This window comes from Bacillus sp. EKM208B, from assembly GCF_011800725.1.
Classification (GTDB): domain Bacteria; phylum Bacillota; class Bacilli; order Bacillales; family Bacillaceae; genus Bacillus; species Bacillus velezensis.
In genome coordinates this window covers 26,888-43,001 of the sequence record NZ_JAANHO010000001.1, presented here as the reverse complement: position 1 = coordinate 43,001, position 16,114 = coordinate 26,888, and the positions used below count along the sequence as shown (strand labels likewise).

Annotated in this window: 16 protein-coding genes and 2 pseudogenes; 5 read left to right on the top strand and 13 right to left on the bottom strand. The window is 41.8% G+C overall.

What is annotated here, in order from left to right; translation table 11 throughout:
* Positions 1-84 precede the first annotated feature (84 nt).
* From G9F75_RS00225 to G9F75_RS00215, 3 genes are read right to left on the bottom strand one after another with little or no spacing between them, the layout of a single operon-like run.
* The gene (locus G9F75_RS00225) at positions 85-732 is read right to left on the bottom strand and encodes an HAD family hydrolase (protein WP_167408860.1); all 648 of its coding nucleotides are present in this window, start codon (positions 730-732) and stop codon (positions 85-87) included.
* A gap of 2 nt (positions 733-734) precedes the next feature.
* Complete coding sequence (locus tag G9F75_RS00220; protein WP_072176776.1) at positions 735-1,163, bottom strand: NUDIX domain-containing protein; 429 nt, start codon at positions 1,161-1,163, stop codon at positions 735-737.
* Between the two features lie 14 nt (positions 1,164-1,177).
* On the bottom strand, positions 1,178-1,555 hold the full coding sequence (locus G9F75_RS00215; protein WP_224759928.1) for a hypothetical protein: 378 nt from the start codon (positions 1,553-1,555) through the stop codon (positions 1,178-1,180).
* 379 nt (positions 1,556-1,934) lie between these two features.
* Between G9F75_RS00215 and G9F75_RS00210 the strand changes: the two genes are divergently transcribed.
* Positions 1,935-2,480, top strand: coding sequence for a hypothetical protein (locus tag G9F75_RS00210; RefSeq protein ID WP_167408859.1), 546 nt, complete (start codon positions 1,935-1,937; stop codon positions 2,478-2,480).
* Between the two features lie 128 nt (positions 2,481-2,608).
* Here the strand turns inward: G9F75_RS00210 and G9F75_RS00205 are convergent, their stop codons facing one another.
* The 3 genes from G9F75_RS00205 to G9F75_RS00195 form a co-directional block, all read right to left on the bottom strand.
* A complete protein-coding gene (locus G9F75_RS00205; protein ID WP_014419373.1) occupies positions 2,609-3,067 on the bottom strand; it encodes a hypothetical protein in 459 nt (152 codons plus the stop codon).
* 62 nt (positions 3,068-3,129) lie between these two features.
* A complete protein-coding gene (locus G9F75_RS00200; protein WP_014419374.1) occupies positions 3,130-3,915 on the bottom strand; it encodes an SAR2788 family putative toxin in 786 nt (261 codons plus the stop codon).
* Positions 3,916-3,929: 14 nt separating this feature from the next.
* A complete protein-coding gene (locus G9F75_RS00195) occupies positions 3,930-4,919 on the bottom strand; it encodes a S8 family peptidase (RefSeq protein WP_022554051.1) in 990 nt (329 codons plus the stop codon).
* Between the two features lie 391 nt (positions 4,920-5,310).
* Between G9F75_RS00195 and G9F75_RS19985 the strand changes: the two are divergent.
* A pseudogene (locus G9F75_RS19985) lies at positions 5,311-5,452 on the top strand (DUF255 domain-containing protein); the annotation flags it as partial.
* 42 nt (positions 5,453-5,494) lie between these two features.
* On the opposite strand, the gene pdxR reads toward G9F75_RS19985, so the two are convergent.
* Positions 5,495-6,943 (bottom strand): MocR-like pyridoxine biosynthesis transcription factor PdxR, encoded by a 1,449-nt coding sequence (gene pdxR / locus G9F75_RS00185; RefSeq protein ID WP_167408858.1) that lies wholly within the window; start codon positions 6,941-6,943, stop codon positions 5,495-5,497.
* 128 nt (positions 6,944-7,071) lie between these two features.
* Between pdxR and G9F75_RS00180 the strand changes: the two genes are divergently transcribed.
* Both G9F75_RS00180 and G9F75_RS00175 read left to right on the top strand, forming a co-directional pair.
* A complete protein-coding gene (locus tag G9F75_RS00180) occupies positions 7,072-7,983 on the top strand; it encodes a DMT family transporter (RefSeq protein ID WP_095271424.1) in 912 nt (303 codons plus the stop codon).
* A 149-nt stretch (positions 7,984-8,132) separates the two neighbouring features.
* Positions 8,133-10,202, top strand: a complete 2,070-nt coding sequence (locus G9F75_RS00175; protein ID WP_167408857.1) for a thioredoxin domain-containing protein — start codon at positions 8,133-8,135, stop codon at positions 10,200-10,202.
* On the opposite strand, the gene G9F75_RS00170 is transcribed toward G9F75_RS00175, so the two are convergent.
* A complete protein-coding gene (locus tag G9F75_RS00170; RefSeq protein ID WP_160183179.1) occupies positions 10,199-11,095 on the bottom strand; it encodes a CPBP family intramembrane glutamic endopeptidase in 897 nt (298 codons plus the stop codon). The two genes, G9F75_RS00175 and G9F75_RS00170, sit on opposite strands and share 4 nt — an antisense overlap.
* A gap of 214 nt (positions 11,096-11,309) precedes the next feature.
* Between G9F75_RS00170 and G9F75_RS00165 the strand changes: the two genes are divergently transcribed.
* Positions 11,310-12,641: an MFS transporter gene (locus tag G9F75_RS00165; protein ID WP_159353682.1), complete on the top strand. Its 1,332-nt coding sequence runs from the start codon at positions 11,310-11,312 to the stop codon at positions 12,639-12,641.
* Positions 12,642-12,672: 31 nt separating this feature from the next.
* Here G9F75_RS00165 and G9F75_RS00160 read toward each other — a convergent pair whose 3' ends face one another.
* The 5 genes and pseudogenes from G9F75_RS00160 to G9F75_RS00140 all read right to left on the bottom strand — a co-directional run bounded on the left by G9F75_RS00160 (position 12,673) and on the right by G9F75_RS00140 (position 16,000).
* On the bottom strand, positions 12,673-13,053 hold the full coding sequence (locus tag G9F75_RS00160) for a VOC family protein (RefSeq protein WP_095060461.1): 381 nt from the start codon (positions 13,051-13,053) through the stop codon (positions 12,673-12,675).
* 56 nt (positions 13,054-13,109) lie between these two features.
* Entirely contained in the window at positions 13,110-14,048 is a 939-nt protein-coding gene (locus G9F75_RS00155; protein ID WP_095060463.1) for a LacI family DNA-binding transcriptional regulator, read from the bottom strand.
* A gap of 62 nt (positions 14,049-14,110) precedes the next feature.
* Positions 14,111-14,869, bottom strand: coding sequence for an exodeoxyribonuclease III (xth, locus tag G9F75_RS00150; protein WP_025650115.1), 759 nt, complete (start codon positions 14,867-14,869; stop codon positions 14,111-14,113).
* Positions 14,866-15,422: pseudogene (locus G9F75_RS00145) on the bottom strand (methylated-DNA--[protein]-cysteine S-methyltransferase). Before G9F75_RS00145 ends, xth begins: the two are co-directional and overlap by 4 nt.
* Complete coding sequence (locus G9F75_RS00140; protein ID WP_014419384.1) at positions 15,419-16,000, bottom strand: bifunctional transcriptional activator/DNA repair enzyme AdaA; 582 nt, start codon at positions 15,998-16,000, stop codon at positions 15,419-15,421. The pseudogene G9F75_RS00145 and the gene G9F75_RS00140 overlap by 4 nt, the downstream one beginning before the upstream one ends.
* Positions 16,001-16,114 lie beyond the last annotated feature (114 nt).

Genomic DNA, 16,114 nt, shown 5'->3' with positions numbered 1-16,114 from the left:
CTTTTTTTTATATTTGGCATCTTAACTTAAGAAAAGCCGCTTTGTCGGCGGCTTTTTTATCCTGAATCCTTTAATGTGAGAATGTTAAAAAGCAGCGGAATAGTTGTTGTCTTGCAGAATCCGAAGAAGTTGATGGGGTTCTTTTACAAAGTATGTCGGTGAAGCTGCAGATAAGTGTGTAAGATTCCCCTCTCCCCATAAAGCGCCCGCACTTTTCATATCAGCAGCATGAGCTGCCTCAATATCTGTCATTTGATCTCCAATATATAAACAATCGCTTACATCTGCATGTAAGTGATTTACCGCTGTTAGTAATGGCTTAGGACTCGGTTTGTACTCATCACAATCTTCAGCCGTGAGAACGACTTTAAAAAACCCATCTAATTTATTATTGATTAACTCGCCATAAGCAAATTTTTTCAATTGTGAGGTCACAATCACCAAACCATATCCTCTTTCACTTAAACTTTCCAGCAAAGAGATAACACCCGGATACGGTCTGATTTGATGGATTTTATTTTCGAAATACTGCAATATCGAGGAACGTATTTGCTCTGCCTCGTTTGGAAATCTTCTCAAAAAAACCGCAATAGGCTTACCGACAAGAGACTCTCTCTCTTCATTCGTTAATTTTCTCTTTAATACTGTTTCAATTCCATGATTATAAGCCTCTTTTGCCAACCATTCACTATTTACCAAGGTTCCATCTAAATCGAATAGAATTGTATGCATTTTTATTTTCTCTGACTTTCAAATTTATTAAGATAACTCTCTAAAGCATTTTTAGTAGTTAACGTTAAGGGATCAGGCAAATTTTGAAGAGAAAACCAGCCAACATCAATTATTGCATTTAACTCGCAGTTTCTTACAGTCCCAGTTTGAATACTGCATTGATACGTCGGACATACCCAATGAGTCTCCTCATCATGTAAAATATGGTTTGTGACACAAAGTAAAGAATCAACCTGAATAGTGACCCCTACTTCCTCTTTTATTTCACGGATAACTGTATCTTCTGCCTTTTCCATCCACTCAACTTTACCGCCGGGTATACTCCAATGATTAGCTTCAGGGTCCTTCTTTCGTAAAACTAATAGTAATTCCTGTTCCTTATTCAGAATAAATGCTCCGACTCCCACTCTTGGGTGCTCTGTTTTTTCCACTGTTAGTCCTCCTTTTAGACAGTAGATGTCAGCTCCTTATCGCTAGGTTTTTTACCATTAAGAATATCTCTTGCAATAACGATTCCAGTAGTCGCTGCTTGAATAATTCCGCGTGCCCATCCAATGGCATCTCCGGCAACATAGAATCCAGGTACATTGGTACGAAGACCCTTTTCTGCTTGAACACAATCCCAGCATAGTTCCCATACCGGAGCGTGCAGTAAGGTATCACCATTAATAAGGTCTTCAGATAATAAAGACAAATGATTTAAAAATTCCTCCACTGCTTCTGTTACATATTGAGGAAGAACCCAATGCAGATTTGTTGGCGCTGCATCCGGCAGAGTAGATTTAATGCTATTCTGCTTCAATTTTTCTTCAATTGTTGGCATTCTGGCAACGAAATCTTCATAACGCTGGAATTGGTCAAACGGTATACTTAATTTTCCGGATACATATATAATCAACTTGAAAGAACGTTAGAAATAGTCGAAGAAAAAGCTGCAGCTGTAAACATACAATCTAAATGGACATTGATAGAGTATGCGTCGACAATATAACAATTAAATTAATTCAATTCGGTTCCTCTTTCCCTAAAGAAAAACTTGTCCCTAAAAATCAGTCACATCATCCATCTTCAGCCTCCAAACATTATCAAGCCTTGATGAGGCAAGCAAACACGGAGTATCATAGTTAGACACAACAAAAAAGATCTCATTATCCAAAGTCAGATTGAGTATTTTAGTTGTATAAAATAAAGGAGGAAATAGATTGACTTTACATCATTTTATTGGGGCTGACAAAGAACTTCCTATTGGTGAGTATGGCAGGAATCCTACACTTAAGCCCATCTCCGAACTAGAAATAAAAGGAATTGATGTCAACAAACGCTCTCAATTTAAAAAAAATCGAAAGAATAGCGAAAATTCACTTGTAAAGGTTTATGACACAGAAGAAGATGCATACGGAATTGATATTGTTCATTTAGATCCTGGATATGAAGCAGTCAGAAACAAATTCACACATCCTTATATATATGAATTACAAGGGTACTTACACGCCAACAATACACCTGGCCAACGTAAATCTATTAAATCACTTTTTCTTTTCATTGAAAAACACTTGTCAAAAGGTGAATCAGTTGAAATATATTCCTGCTTAGATGGATATGAAGATGAAGATAAAGATGACAGTATGGATGTATTTATCAATTTAAATACTTTACAATTTGGAAAACATATAAAGTTTAAAGATATAAATCACCTTAGTCATATATTCTATTTGGAAGATAAACAATATGTATTAGTCAAGAAATAAACAAGAAAAATCCCAATTGAATAATGTTAGTTTAATAAGTAAGGAAACCATTCTATACGGTTTCCTTACTTATATATATTATTATTCACTAAAAACCATGCAACTCTTTTATAAAAAGTTGAATGATTTTAATCCCATTTTTCAAAATGCACTTTTAATCCTGGTATACTCAATATTCTTTGTATTTCTTTATCATCTTCAGTATCGATATAACTTTCTTCTTCATGAGAGCATGTTACCAACCACTCCTTTCCATCTTTGAAAAAAGACAAGTCTTCTGGTAAATGTGGCTGCTCCCAAGCATATAAAGAATTTGCGGATTCTTTCAGAATGTTTTTTGCGTTTTCATCTGTATAATAGTAATAAACTTTTGCTTTTTGATTGTCTCCTAGAATAGTACTGGCCCATTCTGATTGCTCTTTCATTACTTTCAACGAACTTTCAAGTTTTTTTAACAGAGGATCAAATGATTTTAAAGATCCCATATCTTTTCTTAAAACTAAATGAAATTCGTCGCAAATTTCGAAAGCCAAATCAATTAACTCTGAATACAGCTGATCCTTTGGGTTGTGATCAATAATTAACATAGTTACCTCCTTCTCCTAACTTTTAATTACTTTAAAGTTAGATGTTTATAAATTAATCTATATTATCTTGCTGCACCATAGAAAGCATGAGCTTTCATACGGACACCTTTTCCATGTTTATACCTAGAGATCGAGTGATAATGATAATGTTTACCTTTACCCTTTTTATCTATCTCCGGACCAACTATTTTTTTAATCGGACTTGCGGCTTTAGCAATAGATTTGGCATTGTTCTTCGACGTAGACCAAGTGTCATCACCCCTTTTAAGGCGTGCAATTGCAGCAGGTCTTTTCAAACCATTACCGATAAATAATCCTTTAGACTTTCTTACTGCCATATAATGAGAATAGGTTCTTTTACGCTTCTTAAACTCAGAATAGGCAACATAAGTCACTCCTGAAATAGTCACAGCTAATCCAATTGAAATTAAATGCGCTAAAAGTGCCTCTCCAATAACTATTCCTATAGGTATAAACCAAACAAAAGAAGCTGTTACCTCATCTGAATTAATCTCATATTTTTTATTTGTTTCCGTATCAGTAAAAGTTGCTTCTATCTTCTCATTTGTAGCATTTTCAATATTAACTTTATATTCTTTACCTTTTTCACCAGTCTTCTGCGAAATTTCATCGGTTATTAATGAAAGTTTCATATTTTCTTTATCTAAAGTCATTAAACCTTTAACTCCGCCTTTTTCTGCTGTGATTACTAATTTCTCTTCATCGTTTGTTACAATTTGGTAATCCTTATTGTTTAATGCCTCAGCTTTTGATTCATTATGTAAAATAAAAGTGAAAGTTAATACTAGGCTTAAAATAACTGCAATACTCTTTTTAAAACATTTCATTCAAATTAACCCCTTTACTTAAAAGATAAAAAACCTTTTCCATAAATTTCATCTCTTCCTTTCTTTCCAAGATCGATGGACAATTTGGACAATACATGGTTAACCTGATTATAAATATCCTCTTTTGAATTAATTCCGAATTTATCTCTATTTTGTAAAATTAATGATATTACACCGGTAACATGTGCAGCTGCTAAAGATGTACCACTTTCAGTTTTATAGCCATTATTGAGGGATAGTATCGGTATATCTACACCAGGTGCAGAAAAGTCAATCTTTCCTTTAGGTGAAAAGTTAGCTATTTTATTATTTCTATCTACAGCATTAATAGAGAGAACTTTTTCATAAGCTGCTGGATAATCAACATCTCCGCCATAATTGTTACCTGCGGCCGCAACGATTATGATCCCACTGTTTACTGCTTTATCAATTGCACCTCTTAACAACGGTTTATCTTTGGATAATCCAAAACTCAAATTTATTACCTGAATATTATTATCAATACACCACTCTATAGCTTTAACAAGGTTATCTAATGAACCTTTTCCTTTTGAATTTAGTACTTTAACTGAATATATTTCAGTGTCTGGAGCAATTCCAACTAATCCAAAACTATTATCTTTAGCTGCTATAATGCCTGCAATAGCAGTTCCATGCCCCACATCATCATCTGAGGTTAAAGTCATGTTTATTGGATTAAATTCTCCTTTAACTTTCCCTTTTAAATCTTTATGCTCTTTATCAATACCACTGTCTAATATAGCAACTTTCACTTTCTGTTTCTCTCTTGAAGTCCATATTGAAGCAGCATTGATTTTTTTCACCCCCCACGGTACTTCTTGTACACGGTTATGATTAATTTTTTCTGTTCCATTTCTCTCTATATGCTTAAAAATGAATAAAAAGCACGCAAAAAAACCTAATGTAAAGATTAATATAAATAATAAAATATGAGGTTTTTTAATTGATAACACCACTTTTTGAAGATTTGTAAATATTCTCATCCTTGGCCAAGAATAACAAATATATTATATCAATCTACAATTAAAAATCAAAGTTATTTTAGGAAATATTTCATTAATAAATTGCAGTTATAAAGTAGTGTATTTCTTAGTCACTATAAAGAAAATTGACCTTCAAATACATATTTAAAACAAATCTCAATAAAGACTGGCATATTAACTTAAATAATTTTGAAGACTTCTGCTAGTGACGGTTTTATAGATAATCTTTCTCTTACGGTTCTTTGAATATCAAGTTCTCCTCATTATTTTTAAACCAGTACCCCAACCGTAGTCAGCGAACAATCCGCCATTTAACTTAATCGAATTTGATCACCGGAGTTTTCTCTTTTTATCTCGAAAACTTCCCAGGATCATGAAAGCAGGTGAGCCCATGCCAATTAACAACAAACCCAATAGATTAATCGCTGAGATGTCTCCATTTACTCCAACACGCCCACACCCCCGTAAACTGGCACCCGTGGGGAGAAGAAGCATTTGAAAAAGCGAAACGCGAAAACAAGCCGATTCTTGTCATTGATAGCATGTCTCTTTCTATTAAAGTAATCATTATATATTTATCTGCTTGCCAATTCCTTAATCATCAAACCCAATTCATAAATTCCCTTTTGAAGGTCTTCAAGAGATGCATAAGCATATGATAAGCGAATATAGTTCCCTTTTTCTTGAGCATAGATACTGCCGAGATTGAGAAGTATCCCTTTTGTCAAAGCTTTTGTATAAAGTAATTTCATAGATAGTGAAGGCAATATTTTTACCCAGACAAAGAATCCTCCCTTCGGCATATTCCATGTAGCGACATTCTTCAAATTGGTTTCTAAGAGACTCATGACCAATTGTCTTCTCACCTTTAATTGACTTCTCACCTGTTCTAGATGCTGCTGGTATTCACCGGATGTAAACCACTCTGCCGCTACTCTCTGGGATAACGAACTGGAGCCGTAATCTGTTTGCATTTTTATGTCGGATAAACGTTCAATCACTGGTTCCGGCCCGACGATCCATCCAATCCTTAAGCCCGGACTTAATGTTTTCGATAAACTGCCTATGTAAAGCACATGCCCATTTTTATCAATTGTTTTAATAGGATCTGGAGGAATCTCATCTATCCATAACTCACGATAAATGTCATCTTCAATAATGGGAAGCTGTGCATTCTCACTTGCCGCAAGGATTTCTTCTCGTCTCTTTTTTGACATTAAAATACCTGTCGGATTATGAAAACAAGGATTTGTATATAAAATAGCCCTTCCCCGTTCCCCCCTTGCCATGTGGATATGTTCCGGCAAAAGTCCATCATTATCCATAGGAACTCCAGTCAGCTTCATACCGGCTGATTGAAATACGTGTAATGAATAAAGATAGGAAGGCTGGTCAAGATAAACGGTCGATCCCCTTTGCAAAAGCCCCATTGATATCAGCTGCAAGGCTTGCAGTGCGCCCGAAACAATAAGAATGGAAGAAGATGAAGCTTGAATACCGATTGTTCTTAAATAGCCGCTTAATGCCTCTCTCAAAGGCAAATATCCTTTTGGTTCCTCATACCCGAATGCCTCTATGTTTTGAGATACCTTTCCCATCATCTTTTTCATAGCAGCTAAAGGAAAAATCTCAGGTGAAAGTTCTCCTTTACTGAGCTGTATAAGATCGGAATTTGATTCTGATTTATTGATCTCTTGAACAATTTTTTGGCTTGGATGCTGGATTCCGGAGGTTACATACTGATCCCAATCGGGGGCGGAATTCTTAGCCAAAAGTGTCCATGTATTGTTCGTAACAACTGTCCCTTTGCCCATTCTGCCTTCGATTAATCCATCCGCCATCAATTCCTCTAAAGCTGTAATGACTGTGCTCCTGTTCACCTCAAAGTGTTTGGCAAGCGTGCGCTGGCTTGGAATCTTACTTCCAATCGGCCATTCTCCATTTCCTATTTTCTCTTTTATAAATTGAATGATTTGTATGTACTTAGGAAGCTTTTTCATCTTTTTTTCTTCTGGAGCGCTCATAAAAAGTATCCTCCTTAAAGTGGTTGGGTCAAAATCTATTTAACTGGTTGAAGTCATATCATCAAATCTTTATTAATATAGAAACACATTAAATAACTGGTTGGTTTTTGTAAAGAGGAGTGAGAAAGATGCGAAAGAAAACAGTTCGAATCGGTATATCTTACAGTCTGATGATTGGGTTGTGGGCATCAGCTTTCCCGGGAATTCGCGCGGGTTTGGAGAGTTACACGCCGGAACACCTCGCTTTGTTTCGCTTGTTGATTGGGTCAATGGCACTGGTGGTTTTTGCTGTTTTGACTCATATGCGTTTACCTGACATGAAGGATATCCCTGCTATTTTATCTTTAGGATTTTTAGGTTTTGCACTATATCACATTTTGCTGAATATCGGAGAAAAAACCGTCAGCGCAGGGGTAGCAAGCTTACTCGTGACCATGACACCTATTTTTTCTGCAATGTTATCTCGTCTGTTTTTTGGTGAACATTTTGGGCTTTATAAATGGATTGGCTCTATCATAAGTTTATTAGGTGTGTCGATCATTACATTTGGGGCAGGAAACTATACACATTCAGTGAACGGCATTTTGTTAATCCTGCTGGCAGCTTTTTCGGAGAGTATTTATTTCGTTTTTCAAGCCCGCTATATAAAAAAATATGGATTTATTCCATTCGTTACATTCACTATTTGGGGCGGGACAATTCCTATGCTTGTATTTCTGCCTGGCTTAGGGGAAGAGTTTTTGAACGCTTCAATGAACTCAACATTGTCTATCGTTTACTTAGGTTTATTACCAACGGTTGTGCCTTACTTTGCACTTGCATATGTAACTTCACTCGTCGGTACTTCAGAAGCAACCATTTCACTTTATTTAACACCAGCCGTAGCCTTGGCCATTTCTTGGGTGTGGTTAGGTGAAGTACCTGCGTTTATTGCACTGACAGGCGGGATGGTTACAGTCGCCGGGGTGTGTTTCACTTATCTAACAGTAAATAAAGTGATAAAGATTTTAAATCCTTATTTCTTATCTAAAAAGCAATAAGGTAGATGAAGTTTAACCCTGAAAATAGAGTCATAAGCCGTTCTCCTTTTTAATGACTTGGGTTTGGTTCACAAAGTTGAGTGTATGAATTTTTTTAGAGGATTGTGGTATGTTAAACGTACAAATAATAAGAGAAAGCAGGTGAGCCCATGCCAAACAATAGTAAACCCAACAGTCTAATCACGGAGAAGTCCCCCTATCTGCTCCAACACGCCCATAATCCCGTAAACTGGCACCCTTGGGGAGAAGAAGCCTTTGAAAAAGCGAAACGCGAAAACAAGCCGGTTCTTGTCAGCATCGGCTATTCGACTTGTCACTGGTGCCATGTAATGGCCCACGAATCTTTTGAGGACGAAGAGATCGCCGGTATGTTAAACGATAAATTCATAGCCATCAAGGTTGATCGTGAAGAGCGGCCTGATGTGGATTCCGTGTATATGAGAATCTGCCAGCTGATGACGGGGCAGGGCGGGTGGCCGCTGAACGTGTTCGTCACACCAGATCAAAAGCCGTTTTATGCGGGGACGTATTTTCCGAAGACAAGCAAATATAACCGTCCGGGCTTTATCGATGTGCTTGAACATCTGTCCGAAACGTTTGCGAATGACCGGCAGCATGTCGAGGATATCGCCGAAAACGCCGCCGCTCATCTTGAAGTTAAGGTTCACCCGGCTGAGGGCATGCTTGGCGAACAGGCGGTTCATGACACGTATCGCCAGCTGGCCGGCGGGTTTGATACGGTGTACGGCGGGTTCGGCCAGGCTCCGAAATTTCCGATGCCGCATATGCTCATGTTTCTGCTTCGCTACTACAGCTATACGGGCAAGGAACAGGCTTTGGCCGGTGTAACCAAGACACTCGACGGCATGGCGAACGGCGGGATTTTTGACCACATCGGGTTCGGATTCGCCCGCTACTCGACTGATAATGAATGGCTCGTGCCGCATTTTGAGAAAATGCTGTATGACAACGCCCTTCTCCTGACCGCATATACAGAAGCCTACCAAGTCACGGGTAATGAGCGCTACAAACAGATTGCGATGCAGATCGTAACGTTTATTCAGCGGGAAATGATGCATGAAGACGGCAGCTTTTTCTCAGCTTTAGACGCTGATACCGAAGGCCGTGAGGGGAAATATTACATATGGTCCAAAAAAGAAATCATGAACCTTCTCGGTGATGAACTCGGCCCGCTTTACTGCAAGGTGTATAACATCACAGATCAAGGCAATTTTGAAGGCGAAAACATCCCGCACCTCATTTTCACGCGGCGTGAGGCCATCCTCGAAGAGACCGGCCTCACCGGAAATGAGCTGGCCGAACGCCTTGAAGAGGCAAGAACAAAATTGCTGGAGGCGCGTGAAAACAGAAGCTATCCGCATACAGATGACAAAGTGCTGACCTCATGGAACGCGCTCATGATTGCCGGGCTGGCAAAGGCCGCAAAGGTATTTCACGAGCCTGACTTTCTCAGCATGGCGGAAACAGCGATCCGCTTTCTCGAACGGCACCTCATGCCGGACGGGCGCGTCATGGTCCGCTATCGCGAGGGCGAAGTGAAAAACAAAGGGTTTATCGATGATTACGCTTTTCTCATCTGGGCTTACCTTGAACTGTATGAAGCGGGTTTTCATCCGTCTTATCTGCAGAAAGCGAAAACGTTATGTACAAGCATGCTGGAGCTGTTCTGGGATGAACGGCACGGAGGCTTCTTCTTTACGGGGAATGATGCCGAAACCCTTCTTGTCAGGGAAAAAGAGGTTTATGACGGGGCAGTGCCTTCCGGAAACAGCGCGGCTGCCGTACAGCTGCTTCGTCTCGGCCGCCTGACGGGTGACATATCACTGATTGAAAAAGCCGAAGCGATGTTTTCCGTGTTCAAACGGGAAATAGAGGCCTATCCGAGCAGCAACGCTTTCTTCATGCAAAGCGTACTGGCACACACAATGCCCCAAAAAGAAATCGTTGTTTTCGGAAGGAAAGATGACCCGGACAGAAAACGTTTCATTGAGGCGCTTCAGGAGCATTTCACTCCCGCCTATACGATTCTCGCCGCAGAACATCCGGAAGAGCTTGCCGGCATTTCTGACTTTGCCGCGGGTTATCAAATGATCGATGGGAAGACAACTGTCTACATTTGTGAAAATTTCGCCTGCCGGAGACCGACGACGGATATTGATGAAGCGATGAACACCTTACAAATCAGCAGCAGAGCCTAGGCGGCCTGCTGCTTTTCTTTTTTCACAAAACGGAACGCGAGCCATACGAAGATGATATTGATCACCAGAGTCGATATGCAATCATATATTTCATAGCCGCCGGCTGCTGTTGTAAATATCGACGGAATGCCGCCGTACACCGAATGATCCTCTGTGAGAAAGATAAATAAAAACATATTATTGGCAGCGTGACCGCCAAGGGACATCTCCAAACTGCCCGTTTTAATCGTGATAAAGGTCCAGATCATGCCGATGGTGACATATCCGATTCCCGCCCAGAGAGCTCCATTTTCCATCTCCGGATTTCCGAAATGAAGTGCGCCGAATAATCCGCCGATAATGACTGTCAGAACCACCGCGTTTGCCGTCAATTTTCCGGCGAACTGAAGCAGAAAACCGCGAAAGAGAAATTCCTCCGCAGAGGTTTGAATCGGCACCAATAAGACGGCCGCCGCTAACAGCAGCAGAAAACGTGAAGCATGGAATTCCTGAAGCATGAAACGATCCGGATGAATTGTAAAATCAATCAGCCCCGCGACAAACATCAGCACAACATATGTGCCGAATCCAAAGAAAATTCTCTTCCAGTTCAGCGACTGATTCGGTGTGATGATGGATAAAAACCGCCGCTTCATAATGAAACGAACCGCTATCCAAATGCCCGGAATCGCTATGAAATAGACGATATGCTGTAAATAAATATCCGCCAGCGGGTCACTTAATGCCGCCTCATCCCAATTTATCGTCAGTGAAGGGTTGAAAGCGGACGTGAGAAACATATAAAACACGGTCAGTATGCTTCCAAAAAAGAACAAACACACAATGACCAACAGAGAAAGAAGATATCTCGATACACTATTTCTTCCCTCTCCGGGCCGTACAAACGTATTCATATTTATGCATCAACTTCCTTTCCTTCAACATTTTACAATATAAACAGAAACAGATATAGGAAATGTTATATATTTTAAGAAGAAAGCGCTATGCCGTTTCCTTTGGCTCTGGTTATTTACACTCTGTTTTTGCCAAAAAAAGACCTTTATAATGTATTCGTCAGATAAATTTACAGTATTTTCTGATTACAATTGCAAAGTCAGGGGGTTTTTTATGAAACATCAGACATTCTCAAATGTAGCGAACCGATTAGACCGTCTCCCCATTTCGCGTGTGCACTATCAAGTATTAACCGCTCTCGGAATCATCTATTTTTTCGATCTCGCTGATCTGTTTACGCTCAGCAACGTGGCTCCGGCGCTGATTGAGCATTGGGGCGTGAAGCTGTCCACCATTGCCGACATTACGGCCGCATCCTTCCTGGGCATGTTTTTAGGCGCGTCCATCGGCGGAAGGCTGTCCGATCGGATCGGCAGGAAAAAAGCGCTGAATTGTTTTGTCCTTGTCTTTTCGGTCTCATCTTTTCTGAATGCGCTGGCATGGGACATTCCGTCCTTAATGATTTTCCGATTCTTGACCGGGCTCGGCGTCGCGGCCGCCATGATTGTGACGAACAGCTATTTGGCGGAATTTTTTCCATCCTCCGTACGGGGAAAATACATCTCCCTTTGCGCCATGATCGGACTGATCGGCGTTCCCGTCACAAACGTTGTTTCCGCTTTTGTCATTCCTTTAGGCTCATGGGGGTGGCGGCTCGTATTCGTATGGGGGGCGGCCGGTCTCATTTATTTCTTTTTTATCCGCCGGCTTGAGGAATCGCCGCGCTGGCACGAAAATCGGGGCGCATATGATCAGGCAAACGCCATTATGAACCGTCTTGAAGCACGTATAGAGAAAGAAAAAGGCCCGCTTCCCGCGCCAAAAGAGGCGGCTGAAGTACATACAGTGAAGCACGCAGGCTACTTAGGGCTGTTTCAGGGCAGGAATTTAAAGATCACCATCATCCTGTCAGCGGTATGGATTCTTGAAACCTTTGGCTTTTACGGCTTTGCTTCATGGGTGCCCAGCCTGCTGAAAAGCAACGGCATCACCATGGAAAAAACGCTGTGGTACAATGTGCTTCACTCTGTCGGCGCGCCGCTTGGCGCATTGCTCGGTTCCATGATATCCGAGACGTTCCAAAGGAAATGGATTCTGGCCGCAAGCGCTTTTCTGACTGCCATTGCCGGACTGTTATACGGCATGACGTTTATTCCCGTCATGATTATTGTGTTTGGATTTGTCGTCAACGTCACGGAACGGGTTTTCACCTCAAACTTATACGCATATACATCGGAGCCGTATCCTACGGAATATCGCTCGGCCGGGAGCGGGCTGGCGTACGGGCTCGGCCGTTTTTCCAATATATTCGGCTCCCTGCTCGTCGGATTTATTGCCGTTAAGCTCGGCTACATCAGCGTCTTTTTGTTCATCGGCGGCTGCTGGCTTCTATGTTCCGTTTTGTTAATCCTCTTCGGCCCGAAAACAAATGCACAGCAAATTTAATCAATAAAACAGTGCGGGTTCCCCCGCACTGTTACACCGTGATTTCTATCAAATTGCCTTCCCCATCCTCTATCACGCTCTCATAATATCCGTCACCCGTTACACGCGGGCCGCTTACAACCTGAAATCCGTCGTTTTTAAACGTCTCCGTCAATTCATTCACCCGCTCCTTGCTGCCTGTAGAAAATGCGAGATGCGCCCATCCGGTCATATTCTGTGACGGAACTTCATCAATGCCGCCTTTTTTCATAAGTTCCAGCCTGCATCCGGAGTCAAATGTCAGAAAATACGATTTGAAATCTTTTTTCTCATTATGATAAAGGTCATTGGCCTTGGCGCCGAAGTATGTCTCATAAAATTCTTTCATCCGTTCTAAATCTTTCACCCATATCGCTGCATGTTCAATTCGCATATGTCCGCCTCCCTTTTTTTCTCAATCTATTTATAAAGCATGAAACCCATTTCAGCTCAAGACTTTTTCCGCTGAAATTGATGCATAATTTGTTTTTTAGCCGTTTCTTCGTGAAAAAACAGTAAAAATGCTTCCTTTCCGACCCGTTCCAAATGAAGTTCCAAGGATGGAATATTCAATGCCCGGCTGACGCTCAGATTTCCCTCGCCGATGATCTCCGCGTCCCATTTCTGTTCTTTCGCAAACTGGTACAAGCCGGCAGCCACATCATCACTGTGCGCATAGATGGCCGTCGGCGCCTTGTCGAAACCCCGGAAGTGCTCACCCGCCCGCTTTCCGTCGTCCATATCATGGCATCCGACCAGAATGCGGGTTTCATCAAGAGAGCCGAAAACCGCCTTATATGCGGTTACCTTGTCGGCCGTACTCGGGCTTTTTTCCGCTTCCCGCACACATGTAAAAGCAACGTCTTGATGCCCGCGGTTTTTCAAATACAAAAAGCTTTCTCTATATGCTGCCTGCCTGTCATTATAAGCGCAGGGAATCTCTTGATGCTGTGTATATTCACAAGCGACAATGGGGCCGTATTCCAGGTAAGGCACGGCGGTTTCCCATTCATTCGCGCGGGACGTGACAATCAGTCCGTCAATCTTTTTCATTTTCAGCAGTTCGAAATATGTCATCTCTATAGCGGGGTCATAGTTGGTGGGGAGAAGGGTTGTCACATAATCATGGGCAAACGCTTCCTTCGTGATACCGTTTACAATTTTGTCAAAGCAGGGATGGTCGCTGTACGGCAAAATCACGCCGATTGTATTGGTCTTTCCGCGAATCAGATCAATGGCGGTTCGATTAGGGGTATAATCCAGCTCCTTCATCACTTGATTCACAAGACGCCTTTTCTCCTCAGATACGTACGGGTGTCGGTTTAATACGCGTGATACGGTGGCCACCGACACATTCGCCAGTTTCGCAATCTCTTTTATATTTGCCATGTGCTCCTCCATTTTCGGTGATAAAAAAGCAGCAAGAGTGGATTTCTCTTACTGCTATCTCATCATAAATCCACTGTCATTTCAACAGGGCAATGGTCAGAACCCATGATATCGGCACAAATGGCCGCTTCGCTGATCCGCTGCTTCAGTCTGTCTGAAACAATAACGTAATCAAGCCGCCAGCCGATGTTTTTCTCACGTGCGTTCGTCCTGTAAGACCACCAGGAATAGGCGCCTTCCCGATCAGGATATAAATAGCGGAATGAGTCGGTAAATCCGGCGTTCAGCAGGGCGCTGAACGCTTCCCGCTCCTGATCCGAGAAACCGGCGTTCTTCCGGTTGGCTTTCGGATTTTTTAAGTCTATCTCCCTGTGTGCGACATTCAGATCGCCGCATAATATCACGGGCTTCTTCCGGTCAAGCTTCTGCAGATAATCCTTAAAATCGGCTTCCCATTGAAGACGGTAATCAATTCGCTCTAATCCGCGTTTGGCATTAGGCGTATAACAGTTGACGACAAACACATGCTCAAATTCAAGCGTGATCACCCGTCCTTCTTGATCATGGTCGTCAATCCCCAGTCCATAGAACACGTGCAGCGGCTTTTCTTTCGAAAAAACAGCCGTGCCTGAGTAGCCTTTTTTCACCGCATAGTTCCAATAGGCGTGATATCCTTCAGGCTGTAATGATACTTGTCCGTCCTGTACTTTTGTTTCTTGCAGACATAGAATATCGGCTTCCGTTTCCTGAACGTAAGTATTGATATCTATCTTTTTCATCACGGCACGCAAGCCGTTTACATTCCAAGAAATCAGTTTCATGTGTTCCCTCCTGTCCGGCTCAGCCGGTATTCCAGTGTTTCAATGTTTCCGCCCTCTAATGCCAGCAGCTGCTTTTTCATTTCTAAACCGCCTCTGAATCCGGTCAGTTTCCCGTTTTTCCCGATGACGCGATGGCACGGAACCGTAATCAATACCGGATTTTTTCCAATCGCGGCGCCCACGGCTCTTACAGCTGCCGGTTTCTGAATCATTTCTGCTATATCCGAATAGGAGTATGTCTCGCCGTACGGTATGTCCATAAGCGCTTTCCATACAGCAAGCTGAAATTCTGTTCCGTAAAGATCCACCGGCACTGAAAAAGCTGATCTGCCATTTTCAATGTACTCGGACAGCTCTGCCGTGTAAGGCGCCAGCTTTTCATCATCACGTGCCAATCGGTATTGCGGTATTGCTTTTTTGCCCACTGCTCAAGCTCTTCAAAGCTTCCATGATTTGAACCTATAAAGCAAAGCCCCTTAGATGTGGCGGCTGTATACAGGCTCCAATCATTCCGTGTGAAGAGTGTCCAATAGATCATAGGCTCTTTACTCATATTGAACCTCCCTGTCCCATTTTGGCCGTTTTTCTGTATTCTGTGGGCGAACTCCCGGTTCTCTTTTTAAAAAGAGTCGCGAAATGCGCTGTGTTTGGAATTCCGACAGTCAGAGCGATCTCCATGACTGTCATATCAGTATGCTTTAAAAGGTGTTCCGCCTTCGACAATCTTATTTTCTGTATATACGCAATCGGGGACATTCCCCTGATTTTTTTAAATGTCCGCTGTAAATGATAGGGGCTGCCGTGACACATTTCGGCCAGTACACTCAGAGTCAGGGATTCGTGATAATGGCGTTCAATGTATTCAATGATTTGAGCAATCCATTCTTCATCAGGAAGACGAAGACCGTTCGGCCGGCACCTTTTACAGGGACGAAAATGTCTCTCGAGCGCTGCATCAGCCGTATCAAACACCAGCACGTTTTCTTTATTCGGAACTCTCGATTTACAAGAAGGCCGGCAGAAAATCCCCGTCGTTTTTACTGCATAATAAAATACTCCGTCATAAGAAGCATCATTGCGTATGATTGCGCTCCACTTTTCATCAGTCAGGATATTTCTGTCTGTCTCCATCTCAGCCACCCCCTGTTTTTCAGTATAAACAAATTCATTGCATAAGTACGCGTTTTTGAATAGAGGAGCAAGATAACAAAGATAGGTGTCAGGAGCACTTCCATGTTTCATGTG

What these genes read in the sequence shown, in the direction of transcription:
- G9F75_RS00165 (WP_159353682.1), top strand. Translation starts at nt 11,310, where the DNA reads ATGAAACATCAGACATTCTCAAATGTAGCGAACCGATTAGACCGTCTC.
- G9F75_RS00160 (WP_095060461.1), bottom strand. Translation starts at nt 13,053, where the DNA reads ATGCGAATTGAACATGCAGCGATATGGGTGAAAGATTTAGAACGGATG.
- xth (WP_025650115.1), bottom strand. Translation starts at nt 14,869, where the DNA reads ATGAAACTGATTTCTTGGAATGTAAACGGCTTGCGTGCCGTGATGAAA.
- G9F75_RS00140 (WP_014419384.1), bottom strand. Translation starts at nt 16,000, where the DNA reads ATGGAGACAGACAGAAATATCCTGACTGATGAAAAGTGGAGCGCAATC.
- G9F75_RS00175 (WP_167408857.1), top strand. Translation starts at nt 8,133, where the DNA reads ATGCCAAACAATAGTAAACCCAACAGTCTAATCACGGAGAAGTCCCCC.
- pdxR (WP_167408858.1), bottom strand. Translation starts at nt 6,943, where the DNA reads ATGAGCGCTCCAGAAGAAAAAAAGATGAAAAAGCTTCCTAAGTACATA.
- G9F75_RS00215 (WP_224759928.1), bottom strand. Translation starts at nt 1,555, where the DNA reads ATGCCAACAATTGAAGAAAAATTGAAGCAGAATAGCATTAAATCTACT.
- G9F75_RS00225 (WP_167408860.1), bottom strand. Translation starts at nt 732, where the DNA reads ATGCATACAATTCTATTCGATTTAGATGGAACCTTGGTAAATAGTGAA.
- G9F75_RS00205 (WP_014419373.1), bottom strand. Translation starts at nt 3,067, where the DNA reads ATGTTAATTATTGATCACAACCCAAAGGATCAGCTGTATTCAGAGTTA.
- G9F75_RS00155 (WP_095060463.1), bottom strand. Translation starts at nt 14,048, where the DNA reads ATGGCAAATATAAAAGAGATTGCGAAACTGGCGAATGTGTCGGTGGCC.
- G9F75_RS00170 (WP_160183179.1), bottom strand. Translation starts at nt 11,095, where the DNA reads ATGAATACGTTTGTACGGCCCGGAGAGGGAAGAAATAGTGTATCGAGA.
- G9F75_RS00180 (WP_095271424.1), top strand. Translation starts at nt 7,072, where the DNA reads ATGCGAAAGAAAACAGTTCGAATCGGTATATCTTACAGTCTGATGATT.
- G9F75_RS00200 (WP_014419374.1), bottom strand. Translation starts at nt 3,915, where the DNA reads ATGAAATGTTTTAAAAAGAGTATTGCAGTTATTTTAAGCCTAGTATTA.
- G9F75_RS00195 (WP_022554051.1), bottom strand. Translation starts at nt 4,919, where the DNA reads ATGAGAATATTTACAAATCTTCAAAAAGTGGTGTTATCAATTAAAAAA.